Genomic DNA, 13491 nt, shown 5'->3' with positions numbered 1-13491 from the left:
TACTAATGCTTTATTGCTGGTAAAATGAGTTAATTTTCTGGTAAAGGTTAATCAGGCTTTCTTTGCTGATTACATCCTGAGACCTGACCGAACCGACTGCCTCGTAAACTTCGTTGATTACCTGCTGGCTACGGCCGGTTTTACGGCTTATTTTCTCTAATGTTGCTTCCTGAAAATCTTTCTGATGCAACTGGTAATTTTGCAGCAGGTATTCGAAGAACTGCGCAATAACCTTATCGGCAATTGATTTATGATTTTGCTGCTGCCAGTATAAACCACTTACCGTTTGTATGTAGGTTTCGCTGGTATTGCGGGGCATTACATATACCGGAACCGGTTTTTGTATGCGACGATAATAAATAAGTATAAACAATAAAATAGCTGCCAGAAAGGTATAAAACGCCCACACCAACGGCGTATTTTTAAAGATTACCTCCAACACTTTACTTTTACCTATATTTAGTTTTTCATCGGGCTTGCTGTTGTAATAATTGTCCCAGATGATGTTGTTTTCTTTCAGATTTATCTTTTCTGCTATTTTATTGAAAAGCGTATAGTTATTTTTATAAAGCAAAAAATAGTTGCTTAAAAGAATAGGGTTGCTGCTCAGAAAAATGCGGCCTTCGCCACAGGTCAGCTCGAGCATTTGTATCTGGCCGGTTTCGTCGGTTATCAGGGTATCAATAGCAGTAACGCTGTTTTCACCGAGCAGAAATACAGAGTCTAGCACAGCCGTGGCTGGCTTATGCCCCCATAAATAGTAAGGCGTGGTGGTATTGTTCTGTTCGTGCCAGTTTATATACCAGCGGCTCTCTTTTAGCGCAGGCGGAAAAAGCAAACCCACCATATCGCTGTGGGGCGAATAATACAGTGAATCGATAAGCTCGGTTGACAGGCTATATGCCGCTATAAAAACCGTATTCCCTCTACCGGCAAAGTTTTTAAGCTGGTGGATGTCTTTTCCGGACGGATAAAAATATGGCGAAACCACCACATAACTATTTCTGGCAGTGCCTAATATGCCGTAGTTGCTGTTCTCAAAGCTCAGGTCATTTTCAGTGAACCGGCCACCGGAGTTACGCACCAGTTCATCATAAAAAAATTTACAATCATAAGGCCTGTAAGAATGCGGGCTTACGGTAAAAAACTTATCAAACTTTTTACTACGGGCAGATAACCTGCTAATGCCGAAAATAATCAAGATGGCCCCTACAATCAGAATTGCACCTGTAATGAATAGTTTTTTAGTCATGCCTTATGGTTAAGGAAACCCTTAAAAGTTTTTTCAATGTTCAGGAAGGCGGCATCAGAGACGGTAAAATTGCCAAACCACAGGTATTCGTAATAATGGGTACACTGCATAAACAGCCCGAGCCTTTCTTTTGAAAAAGCAGTTTTACGGCTTAGTTCACGGGTATAATCCTGATTGGTTTTATCAATATTAAATTCTATCAGCTGTGCTTCGTTCAGCATTTTCATTACCCACAGGTAGTAATACCGCACAGCGAGCCGGTAATTTTTATCCTGTATACATTTTTCAATCTGGGCGTTCAGGTCAAGGGTGTTCACCACTTTCAGGTCCAGATTTCCGGTTTCTAATACCGAGGTATCTACAGGTACTGCCGGATTATTTCTGAATTCAAAATCTTTCAGGTTTTTAATAATCAAATAACCGGCACCAGCCAGCGCCAGGGCAATAACCACCCACACCAATACTTTAAATATGGCACCAATTGTGGCCAGCAGGTATGCCAGCGCCCGGTTATCGGTATTGCTCTTTTTAAGAGCCTTGGGTGTACGGGCTTTTTGTTTTTGTTCTCCTTTAAAATTATCAACATACCATAGTTTTTCTTCACTTTTTTTCAGCGAATCCACATGTGCTTTTGCCAGGGGCTTGTCGTCCTGCGCAAAAGATGGTGTTGCTGCAAAAAAGAGAATCAATACTGGTATAAAGAGCTTATTTATGAATAATAGCTTCAAGGTATTGTTCATACGGATATTTTTCAGTCAGCTTTTTAGAATAAATAAAAAAGTACCAGATAACAAAAAGCCAACTACCTATAAAGACAAGAGATAAAAACAGCAAAACAAATATATTGGTGGTCTCAAAACCCTGCTTACCCAGATAGGTAACGTAGCTCTCAATCAGCGCAGCAATGGTAGTAAAAGGTATGGTTCCGATATATATTTTTACGCTTTCCGACAGCCCCTTTCTGAACGCCTGTTTTCTGGTAAGTGTGCCCGGAAACAGAAAACTTAAACCAAGAATAAGGCCTGCCATACACTCCAGCACCAGGCCCATGAGTTCAAAAGTGCCGTGCAGCATAATCACAAATATAGCATCTGTTCCGAGATTATTCTGAATGAAGAGCGAGAAAAATGCGCCTATCATTATGCCATTGGTAAAAGTGAGATAAAAACTTCCTGTTCCTAATAAAATACCGGTAATAAAAACCATCAGCCCTACCCTCAGATTATTGGCAAAAATGCTCATGAACATATTCAAGGGCTGTGCAGAATTGTACACACCGAAGGGCTCGCCTTTTTTGATGTTGGCTTCTGTCATCCTGACGTAATCTGAACCTAGAATACCTTCAATAAAACCGGTGTCAATAAAAGAGCATACATAGCCCAGCAAACAAAAGGTAAAAAAAATGGCAGCAGATAACCAGAGTATGCGTGAATGATGCCCCAGTATTGCCGGAAAATCTTTTACCCAGAAATGGTAAAAAGGATTTTTGTTTTGTTTCTGATGCAGAAATATTTTTTTGTAAACCCTTGAAGAAAGCGAGTTTACGTATTGGCTTATTTTACTGTGTGGATAATGCGTCTGAGCATAAGACAAATCGTTCATTAAGTCGATGAAATCAGAAGATATTTCATCAGGATCTGTTTTTAAGTCATTTTCAATTTCTTCCCACCGCTTAAAGTTTCTGTCAATAAAAGTACTTTCCCTCATATTTTGGTTTAAAATCCCAAGATAGCAAATTTTAGATTATATTTGAAATTTACATTCTGATATTAATAAAATACTGAAGCAAAGATTCTGAAAAATGAAATTTCTATCTATTCCCACCTATCTGAATATCGATTTAAGATTTGAGCTGGCCAGTGCCGGCGCACGTTTTGGCGCTTACCTGATAGACTGGGCAATTAAATGGGTATACATAATTGCGGTGTCGTTTATTAGCATTGATACCCTGTCTATCAATAATTTAGTGCTTTCATTTATTATCTACACGCCATTTATATTTTACTCATTCTTGTTCGAGTGGCTTAATAAAGGCCAGTCGCCGGGTAAATATCTTTTGAAAATCAGGGTGGTAGGTGTTGAAGGCAATTATCCGTCGGTTTACCAATGCGCTACGCGTTGGTTGTTTCTAGGGGCCGATACCTGGATATTTTCTTTGTTTATGGCTATTCATCAGGCTTTTTCGGCTTTGGCGATATTCAGCCCGCTGGTTGGCGGACTACTCATTTTGCTGTCAGACAAGCAACAACGCCTGGGCGATATGGCAGCCAACACGGTGGTGGTAAAAACCAAAGAAAAGATTATTTTCATAGAAGACACCATTTATGCCTACGCAACCAAGGCCAGCGGCTATAAGCCGAAGTATCCGGAAATTATGCGTTTGTCAGACAAAGACATTAACAGCATAAAGCTGCTTATGGAGAAAGGAGACAGATTGATGAACCCGGCAATTGCAGCCAAGCTGGCACAGCACATTAAAAATCTGCTTAAAATTGAGAGCAATGAAGACAATTTTGAGTTTCTGAAACAGCTATTGAACGATTATAATTATTATGCCATTAACGATGAAAAATAAAACAGCCTCTCAGCAGGCTGAGAGGCTGTTCATCTAAACACTTAACTGTGACCGACGGAAAGTTTTGTTCAGAATTCCCCGGTATATATTTCCGAATTTCAGATAACACCACTTTCTTAGCTCACGTATCTCTCGGAATGACAATAATTTAAGGGATTTCTTTAATTCTTTTTCAAACAAACTACTTTCAAAACTCACTTTCTCCAGGATCACTTTTACATAGTCTAACATTTTCATAAGTCATCAGTTGATTAGAATGGTTATTAGCGACTAGTAGGTGTAAATTTACTAAATAATTCTTCAATACCAGAAACAAAAAAGTTTAATTTTTCATTAAAAAAATATCACAAAATTAATGTGTATCCATTTACACGTCTACTGATTTAACGCCTCAACCGCTTGTGTTATTTCTTTTGAAATATTAAAAAAAGATAAAATTTTAAGCATCACCGATTCCATTACGGCATCAGGACACGAAGCTCCGCAGGTAAGCATGATGGTGGTCTTTTCCTTCTCCTCAATAAACGGGCTTGTTACCTCCGTTCTGGTATGAAGGTTATAATGACGGATAAGGTTTTTATCCAGAATTTTATCCTGCGACTGAATAAAAAACGTAGGGAGTTTCTCCTCACAAAGCTCAACCAGATGCGAGGTATTAGAACTGTTATAGCCCCCAACCACTACGGCAAAGTCGGCTTCATGCTGCAATAAAGCGTAGGTAGCCTCCTGGTTATCGTTGGTAGCATAGCAGAGGGTGTCTCGGGTATTGGCAAAATGCTTTTCAATTTCAGGGCCCTGCAACTGGTAATGGGTTATCATCACCTGTTTCAGATAATCGGCAATGGCCTGGGTGTCAGACGCCAGCATGGTAGTCTGGTTTACCACCCCTATACGCGCCAGGTCTTTGTCGGGGTCAAACCCTTGCGAGTATTGCCCGGCGAAATCAACATAAAACTGGTCTTTAGGTAAAGCGCCAGTAATGTATAAAGCCAGTTGGCAGGCCTCGGCCATGTTGTTTACAACCACAGTTGGGGCGTTTTCTTTACTATGCGAAAACGTAGCACGGGTTTCTTCATGCCCGGGTTTGCCATGCACCACAATAGAGTAGCCTCTTTCGCCTATCTGCTGCGCGCGATTCCAGACTTTTTCTACAAAAGGGCAGGTGGTATCGTACCTGTAAGGGTCAATCTGCAATTGTTCCAGCTGCTGCTGAATCTCAAGCGTGGTGCCAAAAGCCGGTACAATAACGGCATCATCGGGCTGCAGGTCGCTCCAGTCAATCAACTGGTTACCTTTGGTATCCATCAGAAAACGCACACCCTGCGACAGCAGGTCGGCGTTTACGTCAGGATTATGAATCATTTCACTTAACAAAAAAATGCGTTTATCCGGATTTTCGTTAATCGTCTTATAGGCAATTTCTACTGCGTTTTCAACACCATAGCAAAAGCCGAAGTGCCTTGCAATCAGAAACCTGACAGCGCCAAAGTCGAGTTCGGTAGGAGAAAAATCTTTCTTCAGCCTGTCTTTTAACCGCCGAATCTCTTTTATTCTTCCTATAACATTACTTTTATAAATTTCCGGTATAACGAACGACTTCATGGTGTGATGAATAATAAAACCCGACTATATAATCAAAATCGACAAACAATTGTTCAGAACAATCTTAATTTTTATTTGTTAATACTACAAAATTAAGATTTCTATAGTGCAAAATAAGGAATTATCTGTATTTTCGCATCTAAAAGCCCTAACGATTGCAAAAACATATCTTAATGCGTTTGAGTTTATTTTTTTTTCTGGCAGTAATGTGTTGCACTTCTTTGGCTCAAAGTACCTATGTACCATTGAACAACGATTATCAGCATCTTCTGGAACGCTACGAAATAAAAGGCAACCGATTATCCAATAAACTCTTCAGCAATATTAAACCGGGGTTTCGTAAAGACCTGGTTCAATTAACTACCGGGCTTGAAAAAGACTCACTGGCCGGGTTATCTAAAACAGACCTGTTTAATCTTGCTTATCTTCAAAACGACAGCTGGGAATGGCTGGCAGATAGCTACCCCGACTCTATACCGGCAGCAAAACTTGAACAGATTAACAGCAGAAAACCTGTTTTTAAGCAGTTATTTGTCAAAAAATCAGACTTTTATCAGTTCAATAACGATGATTTTGACATACACCTCAACCCTATCGTCAACTTTTCTGTCGGTTCCGATAACCGTTCTGTCAACTCTCTTTACACCAATACGCGTGGCATTGAGATACGTGGCAATTTCAGCAAAAGGCTGGGTTTCTATACAATGCTGACAGAAAATCAGATAGTTTACCCGCAATATGTGAAAGATTACGCCAAACGCTACGATGGTTTCCCTTATGAAGGTTTCACCAAAATTATAGATGACGACTCCACCCGTTTCGTTACAGATTTCTTTTCAGCCCGTGGTTATATTACCTTTAAAATACTGAAGAACATTACTATGCAGTTTGGGCACGATAAAAACTTTATCGGCTCTGGCATACGCTCGCTGATTCTTTCAGACTTCTCGGCGCCTTACCTGCATCTTAAAACCACCACACAGGTAGGCCGGTTTCAGTATGTAACTATTTTTGCACAAACCGTTAATAAGCAGACCGCCATAGCCGCAGATGGCACCGAACGGAGGCCACCCAAATTTTTTACGTTTCATCATTTAAGCCTAAACGTAACTAAAAACCTGAATTTCGGCATTTTTGAAACCATCTCATACGGGCAAAGAAAAGTTGGTTTTGATGTAAACTACATTAACCCCATTATTTTTTACCGATTTGTGGAAGGCCACCTGGGCAGCGTTGATAACTCTATTGTGGGTGCCGACTTTAAACTTAACCTGGCGCGCAGGTTTTCATTTTATGGCCAGTTGGTGCTTGATGAGTTTAATTTCAAACATTTTAAGAAAAAAGGCTGGTGGGCCACCAAATATGCTACCCAGCTGGGTATGCGTTATATAGACGCGCTCAATATAAAAAATCTTGACCTGCAACTTGAATACAATGTGGCAAGGCCGTATACATACAGCCATAACTCAAGCTACAGCAATTTTGTACATTATAATATGCCTATGGCTCACCCCTTAGGCGCCAATTTCAGAGAATTTTTAATTAACATTCGTTACCAGCCTGCACCAAGGCTTACTTTTACTTATAACCTGATGCGAGCCGGGCACGGTGAAGACATAAACAATATTAATTACGGAGGCGACATACTGCGGAATTACAACCTGCTGAGGCCGGGTGAGTATAATAATTATATAGGCCAGGGAAACAAGGCAAAAATAAGGTTTACAGACATTAGCGTATCGTATATGCTATTTCATAATTTCTTTATAGATGCGGGTTTCCAGCACAGGCAGGTTAGCTACTCCAAAACGCCAGAAAACCTCAAAAGCAATATTTTCTCAACTGGTATCAGGTGGAACATCGGCAAAAGACAGCTATTATTTTAGAGTTTTCATCTACTTTTAATGCTCTTTTTTAAGAGTTTCAATCTTTCTTTATAATTTTGCAACATAATTGCATTTGTTAAAGTACGGTTTCAGACCCGTACACTATTCTATGAAGAAAGTCGCACTCATTCTTTTCTGCCTCATATCTCATTTTTCGTTTTCACAAACAAAAGAAGAAACCCCTGCAGCCAACGCCCATTGCGATTGCTTTATACAGGGCGTAGTGCGCGACAATGCCACTAAACAACCCATTGTGGGTGCAGTGGTACTTATAAAAGAACTCAACAAAGGAACGACAACAGATATAGACGGCCGCTACCGCATTACCAACTTATGCCAGGGCACTTATAAGGTAGTAGGGCGTATTGTGGGGTATCAGGAAAAAACCTACACCATTAAACTTGAACACGGAGCCGAACAGGAAATAAAGCTTTCGGAAGACGAACTTCACCTGGCCAATGTAGATATTAAAGCCGAAAAAATTGATAATCTGACACAAACCAGAAATGTGCTGGATAACGAAGCCCTGGACCAGACCCGGGGGCAGTCGCTGGGTGAAGCCCTGAAACAGATAACGGGCGTAACTACCCTGCAAACAGGTAGCTCAATTGCCAAGCCTGTTATACATGGCATGCACTCTAACCGGGTGCTGATAATGAACAACGGCGTAAGACAGGAAGGCCAGCAATGGGGCAGCGAACACGCCCCTGAAATTGATCCTTTTGTGGCTAAAAAAATAACGGTGCTGAAAGGCGCTGCAGGCGTAAGATACGGCTCTGATGCCATTGCTGGTGTAATTTTGGTAGAACCTGACGCACTTCCTGATTCTACGAAGATAGGTGGTGAAGTAAACACCGTCTATTTTACAAACGGGCATCAGGTGGTAACGTCAGGTATTCTGGAAGGAGGATTGCGCCCCAAAAAAGCAGATGTACCACAATCAATCGGCGTAAGAGTTCAGGGAACATATAAAAGAGGGGGCGACATTTCAACACCCGATTACCGGCTGGCCAACACGGGGGTATCTGAAGTAAACTTTTCAGTTAATGCCAATTACAGACGAAGAAACTCGGTGTCTGAGGTTTTCTTTAGCCAGTTTAACACCAAAATAGGTGTGTTTGCCGGTTCGCATATCGGTAATGTAACAGACCTGGTGCAGGCCATAGAACGAGGCAGACCATTAAGTATTTATACCCCCGAAACCTTTACTTATGCCATTGGCAGGCCGTATCAGGATGTGCAGCATAACCTGCTTAAATTAAAAACCGTTGCACAAACCAGAGGTGGAAAAATTTCATTAACACTGGGCCGACAGTTCAATTACCGCAAAGAGGTTGACGTATTAAGAGGCGACAAAAACCTTGTGCAGCTGTTTCAGCTAACCAGTTATACAGGCGAATTGCTTTTTGAGCATAAGCCCATTGCCCGTTTGTTTACCGGCTCTGTGGGCCTGAATGGTAATTTTCAGCAGAATATTACCAGTGGCACGCTTCAGAAACCCAGCTCATCGACGGTGTTGATACCCAATTTTCAGAATTATACAGGTGGCATATTTCTGATAGAACGCCTGGTGCGCAACCGTTGGGAAATGGAAGGCGGAATGCGGTATGATTTCAGGAATCTGGATGTTTACAGAATACCCAGAGGCCAGCAGGCTGTGGTTAATAATAACCAGCAGAACCAGAATTTTACCGGCACTTTTGGGGTAAACTACAGACCGGACGCTCAGTGGAATCTGATACTGAACCTGACGTCTGCCTGGCGAGCGCCAACGGTTAATGAACTTTACAGCGACGGTGTACACCACGGCGCTGCCAGCTATGAAAAAGGTGATGAAACCCTACAGCCCGAAATAGCCACCAATCTGTCGTTTACAACCAATTACATTACCAAACTTGTACAGCTGGAACTACACCTGTACAATAACTATATAAGAGACTTTATTTTTTTATCGCCAACCGGCAGGCCAACCTTAACCATCAGGGGCGCCTTTCCGGAGTTCAGATATGCCCAGACAGACGCCCGTTTCAGGGGCTTCGACCTGAGCGGCAATTTCTTATTGTATAAGGGTGTTTCACTTAATTCAAAGCTGTCTTACCTGCAGGCACAGGATATCAGCCACAACCAGCCGTTGATTATGATTCCACCCAACAGGTGGGAAAACACCCTGCATTATGACTGGAAGAAAACCGGCTTGTCGCTCACTAATCTTTATGTGGCTAAACAAACGCGGGTACCTACCAAAGTTATTTTCAGCGATATCCCGTCAGACGAAATTGTGTTTAACCAATACGGTGGCGACTTTGCGCCTCCTCCCCCGGCTTACTTGCTCTGGTCAGCTACTGTCAGTCAGCAAATCAATTTGGGGCGCAATAATAATTTAGGGGTATCGGCCAGCGTTAGCAACCTGTTCAACACCCAATACCGTGACTACCTGAACCGTTTCAGATATTTTGCTGATGAAATTGGCAGAAACGTAACCCTTAGGGCTAAATACACATTCTAAAGCGAGACATTAATTTTTGCAATATTGTTGCATTATAAGTTTCTCAAAATTATATTTGCACCATTGTTGCATTTGTACATAAAACACTAAATCTCAATATCATGCAAAGAAGTCGCGTAATTCTCTTCAAAAGTATGGCGTTAGCTGCCTTGCTTTCGGTGGCAGCCTGTAAAAAAGAATCGGTAGATGTAGAAGATGAGAATGAAATTATCACAACTGTTAAATTGAATTTCACGTCGGGTGGTACTACTAAAACTTTTGTTTTTAATGACCCGGACGGTGATGGAGGAAATGCCCCCTTAAAATTTGACAATATTGCTCTTGCAGCCAATACTACGTATACGTTAACAGTAGAGTTGATGGACGAATCGAAGAATCCTGCTGATAATATTACAGATGAAGTACAGAAAGAAAGTCAGGAACACCTTTTTGTGTTTACGCCTTCGCCGTCAGGTTTATTAACTTATACTTATGGAGATAAAGACGTGCGTAATTTCCCGATTGGCCTGACAGGCACTGTAAAAACTGGTTCAGCCGGTACAGGTAAACTAAAAGTACAATTGAGACATCAACCACCAGTAAACGGAAAAGATGTAAAAGATGGCACCATTACCCCTGGTAGTGACGACGTAAACCTTGATTTTAACATTGCCATTCAATAATTCTGACTTACACTCATCATTTAGTTTATAAATAGTTTAGGCTCTAAATCCGCATGTTTCTGACCTGCGGATTTTTATTTGGATGATTGCCGGAGATTAAGTTCGGTGGCAATCCTGATGGTTCTTATTTCACAGGCGTTTTGCTTTTTCTCAATCGTATTCAGTAAGATTTCAGCCGCGGTTTTACCAATGGCAAAGGCAGGTTGCACAACAGTACTTAGAGGCGGGTCAAGCAGGTGGGCTACTCCCAGATTAGTAAAGCCGATAAAGGCTACCTCGTCTGGTATCTGTATGCCTTTGGCTTTTACAGCAGCAAAGCTATCCAGCGCCAGGCGGTCGCTGGCGGTAAAAATGGCATCAGGTTTTTGGGTGTCCAGCAGTTCAAAAATCACCTGCCGGGCTTCTTCGGGTGCAAATCCGCAATACCTTACCAGGTTCTCATCAAAGGCAATACCGTATTTTGCCAGCGCAGCTTTGTAGCCTTCCAGCCGCTCATGGGTTGTATATAACAATGACGGGCTGGTAATATGGGCAATGCGTTTACGGCCGTTCAGAATCAGATGTTCGGTAGCCTGAAAGGCCCCCTGAAAATTATCTGCTATTACTTTGTTGGTTTCAATGTCGTTGGTAATGCGGTCAAAAACCACCAGAGGTACGCCCCTCTTTTGTATTTCAAGCAAATGACCGGTATTGGTGGTTTGCCCGGACAGCGATATCAGCACACCGTCTACCTTTCGCCCAACCAGATGCTGAATATTGCTACACTCTCGCTCATACGACTCATGGCTTTGAAATATCACCACATGGTAGCCCCGCTCATAGGCCTCTGCCTCTATCCCATTGATTGCCTGAGAAAAGAAGTGGTTGGCTATTTCAGGCACTATTACCCCTATTGCCCGGCTCTTGTTTTCTTTTAAACTAAGGGCAATCGGGTTGGGGTGATAATTCACCTTTTCGGCATACTCTAATACCAGCTTTTTGGTATCAGGGTTAATTTCATAGCTTCCCCTTAGCGCTCTTGACACCGTAGAAGTAGACAAATTAAGTGCCCTGGCAATATCTTTAATGGTGATGGCTTCCAATGGATAACGAAAAAATACAAATTATTAAAGTACAACACTTCTCACCCGCCGATAAAGGGGCGGGAATCGACAATCAAAGATATTAAAATTATCAAAACCTAGCGCGGCAAATGCCTTTTTGGTAACGTTCCCGACAACGTTTGCATAAATAAAGTCATAAACATATTTGTATCGGCCTGTATTCCGTTTGCATCTTAGCATATAATTTGGTTCGGCACAACAGCTTGCATAAGTAGTATTATCTTTGAAAAATTCAATCGACATCCAAATGTTTAATATTTCAGGCAAAGTTGCACTTGTTACAGGTTGCAACAAAGGTATAGGTAAAGCCATTGCCATTGGCCTGGCAGAAGCCGGGGCAGATATCATTGGCGTATCAACCAGTATAGCCTTACAAGGCAGCGAAGTTGAAGTGGCCGTTAAGGCATTAGGCAAAAACTTTAAAGCCTATCAGGCCGATTTCAGTAACCGTGACAGCCTGTATCGGTTTATTGAACAGGTAAAGGCCGATTTTCCGATAATTGATATTCTCGTAAATAACGCAGGCACGATACTTCGTAAACCAGCCGCCGAACACCCGGACGAATACTGGGACACAGTGATGACCATCAATCTGGACTCCCAATTCATTTTGGCACGTGAGATTGGCGCACGTATGGTTGCACAACAATCGGGTAAGATTATTTTTACTGCCTCATTGCTTACGTTTCAGGGCGGTATTAATGTACCCGGTTATGCTGCCAGCAAAGGTGCTATTGGCAGCCTTGTAAAAGCGCTGGCAAACGAATGGGCCAGCAAAGGTGTAAACGTAAATGCCATAGCCCCGGGCTATATTGCCACAGATAACACAGAGGCACTCAGAAACGACCCTGAGAGAAGCACGTCTATTCTGGCACGTATTCCGGCTGGCAGATGGGGCGAAACACAAGACTTTAAAGGCCCGGCTGTATTTCTGGCTTCTAAGGCCTCAGATTATGTACACGGCACCATACTAACAGTTGATGGAGGATGGATGGGCAGATGAGACGCATTCATAAATCAGATAATTATTAAACTATAACAATAGCAACATGCAATCAAGATATGAAAGTAGCCCTGCCGAAACAGCAGGAATGAATACCAGCCAGTTAAGAGACAATTTTCTGGTAGAAACCCTGTTTACACCCAATCAGATACATCTGGTTTATTCTCATTACGACCGCATGATACTTGGTGGCGTAATGCCCGTAGGAGAACCGGTGTCTCTTGGTAATTATGAAGACCTGAAGGCTGAATATTTTCTTGAAAGAAGAGAGATAGGGATTATCAATGTAGCGGGCAACGGTAAAATAACCGTAAATGGTGAAAGTTTCCTTATCGATAAACTGGACTGCCTTTATATAGGCAAAGGCTCACAAGATGTAATTTTTGAAAGTATAGATCTTGCAAATCCTGCCAAGTACTTCGTTCTTTCGGCACCTGCACATTCGGCCTACCCTACCCGCCTGATGACCAAAGAAGAGGCATCACCGGCAAGTATGGGTTCTGTTGAAACAGCCAATCAACGTATTATTTATAAGTATATTCATCTCGATGGAATCAGAAGTTGCCAGTTGGTGATGGGTCTTACGGTTTTGCAAACGGGCAGTGCATGGAACACCATGCCATCGCACACTCATGACCGCCGGATGGAAGTGTACTGCTATTTTGATGTACCTCAAAGCCACGCAGTGTTGCATCTGATGGGTCAGCCTCAGCAAACCCGTCATTTATGGGTAGGCAACCACCAGGCCATTATCTCACCGCCGTGGTCGGTTCATTCAGGTTGTGGTACTTCAAACTACTCGTTCATCTGGGGAATGGCCGGAGAAAACCAATCTTTTACAGATATGGACTTTATCACTATTCCTGAGTTACGGTAATCTTACCCGGTTTACGCATACATTA

Annotated in this window: 11 protein-coding genes; 6 read left to right on the top strand and 5 right to left on the bottom strand. The window is 42.1% G+C overall.

Features of this window, described 5'->3' with window-relative positions; genetic code table 11:
- Nucleotides 1-10: 10 nt before the first annotated feature.
- The 3 genes from MB380_RS07040 to MB380_RS07030 are packed head-to-tail and all read right to left on the bottom strand — an operon-like array spanning nucleotide 11 to nucleotide 2959.
- Entirely contained in the window at nucleotides 11-1252 is a 1242-nt protein-coding gene (locus MB380_RS07040; RefSeq protein ID WP_253534113.1) for a DUF4350 domain-containing protein, read from the bottom strand.
- Nucleotides 1249-1992, bottom strand: coding sequence for a hypothetical protein (locus tag MB380_RS07035; protein ID WP_253534112.1), 744 nt, complete (start codon nucleotides 1990-1992; stop codon nucleotides 1249-1251). The genes MB380_RS07040 and MB380_RS07035 overlap by 4 nt, the downstream gene beginning before the upstream one ends.
- A complete protein-coding gene (locus MB380_RS07030) occupies nucleotides 1958-2959 on the bottom strand; it encodes a stage II sporulation protein M (RefSeq protein WP_253534111.1) in 1002 nt (333 codons plus the stop codon). The genes MB380_RS07035 and MB380_RS07030 overlap by 35 nt, the downstream gene beginning before the upstream one ends.
- A gap of 94 nt (nucleotides 2960-3053) precedes the next feature.
- Here MB380_RS07030 and MB380_RS07025 point away from each other — a divergent pair, with 94 nt between their 5' ends.
- Entirely contained in the window at nucleotides 3054-3827 is a 774-nt protein-coding gene (locus tag MB380_RS07025) for an RDD family protein (protein WP_253534110.1), read from the top strand.
- Nucleotides 3828-4202: 375 nt separating this feature from the next.
- Here the strand turns inward: MB380_RS07025 and MB380_RS07015 are convergent, their stop codons facing one another.
- A complete protein-coding gene (locus MB380_RS07015; protein WP_253534109.1) occupies nucleotides 4203-5429 on the bottom strand; it encodes a 4-hydroxy-3-methylbut-2-enyl diphosphate reductase in 1227 nt (408 codons plus the stop codon).
- Between the two features lie 179 nt (nucleotides 5430-5608).
- Here MB380_RS07015 and MB380_RS07010 point away from each other — a divergent pair, with 179 nt between their 5' ends.
- From MB380_RS07010 to MB380_RS07000, 3 genes are all read left to right on the top strand, one after another.
- On the top strand, nucleotides 5609-7315 hold the full coding sequence (locus MB380_RS07010; RefSeq protein ID WP_253534108.1) for a capsule assembly Wzi family protein: 1707 nt from the start codon (nucleotides 5609-5611) through the stop codon (nucleotides 7313-7315).
- 109 nt (nucleotides 7316-7424) lie between these two features.
- Entirely contained in the window at nucleotides 7425-9821 is a 2397-nt protein-coding gene (locus tag MB380_RS07005) for a TonB-dependent receptor (RefSeq protein ID WP_253534107.1), read from the top strand.
- A gap of 101 nt (nucleotides 9822-9922) precedes the next feature.
- A complete protein-coding gene (locus MB380_RS07000) occupies nucleotides 9923-10483 on the top strand; it encodes a hypothetical protein (protein WP_253534106.1) in 561 nt (186 codons plus the stop codon).
- A gap of 74 nt (nucleotides 10484-10557) precedes the next feature.
- Here the strand turns inward: MB380_RS07000 and MB380_RS06995 are convergent, their stop codons facing one another.
- Entirely contained in the window at nucleotides 10558-11565 is a 1008-nt protein-coding gene (locus tag MB380_RS06995; RefSeq protein WP_253534104.1) for a LacI family DNA-binding transcriptional regulator, read from the bottom strand.
- Nucleotides 11566-11833: 268 nt separating this feature from the next.
- Between MB380_RS06995 and MB380_RS06990 the strand changes: the two genes are divergently transcribed.
- Nucleotides 11834-12589, top strand: a complete 756-nt coding sequence (locus MB380_RS06990) for an SDR family oxidoreductase (RefSeq protein WP_253534103.1) — start codon at nucleotides 11834-11836, stop codon at nucleotides 12587-12589.
- Between the two features lie 46 nt (nucleotides 12590-12635).
- Complete coding sequence (kduI, locus tag MB380_RS06985; RefSeq protein WP_253534101.1) at nucleotides 12636-13466, top strand: 5-dehydro-4-deoxy-D-glucuronate isomerase; 831 nt, start codon at nucleotides 12636-12638, stop codon at nucleotides 13464-13466.
- Nucleotides 13467-13491 lie beyond the last annotated feature (25 nt).

The sequence above is a fragment of the Emticicia sp. 21SJ11W-3 genome, from assembly GCF_024138715.1.
GTDB lineage: Bacteria > Bacteroidota > Bacteroidia > Cytophagales > Spirosomataceae > Emticicia > Emticicia fluvialis.
Note: the sequence above shows the minus strand (reverse complement) of the source record. Positions and strands in the feature narration are given on the sequence as shown.

Coding starts and splice junctions, on each gene's coding strand:
- MB380_RS07035 (WP_253534112.1), bottom strand. CDS start 1,992: ATGAACAATACCTTGAAGCTATTATTCATAAATAAGCTCTTTATACCA.
- MB380_RS06990 (WP_253534103.1), top strand. CDS start 11,834: ATGTTTAATATTTCAGGCAAAGTTGCACTTGTTACAGGTTGCAACAAA.
- MB380_RS07005 (WP_253534107.1), top strand. CDS start 7,425: ATGAAGAAAGTCGCACTCATTCTTTTCTGCCTCATATCTCATTTTTCG.
- kduI (WP_253534101.1), top strand. CDS start 12,636: ATGCAATCAAGATATGAAAGTAGCCCTGCCGAAACAGCAGGAATGAAT.
- MB380_RS07040 (WP_253534113.1), bottom strand. CDS start 1,252: ATGACTAAAAAACTATTCATTACAGGTGCAATTCTGATTGTAGGGGCC.
- MB380_RS07030 (WP_253534111.1), bottom strand. CDS start 2,959: ATGAGGGAAAGTACTTTTATTGACAGAAACTTTAAGCGGTGGGAAGAA.
- MB380_RS07015 (WP_253534109.1), bottom strand. CDS start 5,429: ATGAAGTCGTTCGTTATACCGGAAATTTATAAAAGTAATGTTATAGGA.
- MB380_RS07025 (WP_253534110.1), top strand. CDS start 3,054: ATGAAATTTCTATCTATTCCCACCTATCTGAATATCGATTTAAGATTT.
- MB380_RS07000 (WP_253534106.1), top strand. CDS start 9,923: ATGCAAAGAAGTCGCGTAATTCTCTTCAAAAGTATGGCGTTAGCTGCC.